The organism is Psychrobacter sp. 1Y4 (assembly GCF_051847555.1).
Window position 1 is genome coordinate 1 of sequence record NZ_JBPYDE010000958.1, and the last position, 560, is coordinate 560.

General features: G+C 42.1%; 1 pseudogene. It reads left to right on the top strand.

Annotated features, from left to right (window positions below):
- Positions 1 to 560 (top strand): annotated as a pseudogene (gene rpoB / locus ACS8FC_RS19830) (DNA-directed RNA polymerase subunit beta); the annotation flags it as partial.

Here is a 560-nt window from a genome sequence, read left to right on the forward strand (position 1 = left end):
CGTGAGAATACTGGTTTGCAAGCTGCGTATTCCTCTATTTTCCCAATTGAGAGTCACTCAGGTAACGCCGAGTTGCAATTTGTTGAGTACTATTTAGGTACGCCTGAATTTGATGAGCGTGAGTGTATCTTACGTGGTTCAACGTTTGCGGCGCCGATGCGTGTCAAAATCCGTTTGATCATCAAAGACAAAGACAGCAAAGACAAAGATAGCAAAGCTGCTATCAAAGATATCCGTGAGCAAAGCGTTTACATGGGCGAGATGCCTTTGATGACTGCTAACGGTACTTTCATTATTAATGGTACTGAGCGTGTTATCGTATCTCAGCTACATCGTTCACCTGGTGTGTTCTTTGACCATGATAAAGGTAAGTCGCATTCAAGTGGTAAAGTGCTTTATAACGCACGTATCATCCCTTACCGTGGTTCATGGTTAGACTTTGAATTTGATGCAAAAGACTTAGTCTTTGCTCGTATTGACCGTCGCCGTAAACTATTGGCTTCTATTATCTTACGTGCACTTGGCTTGACCACATCTGAAATTCTAGATTTGTTCTTTGA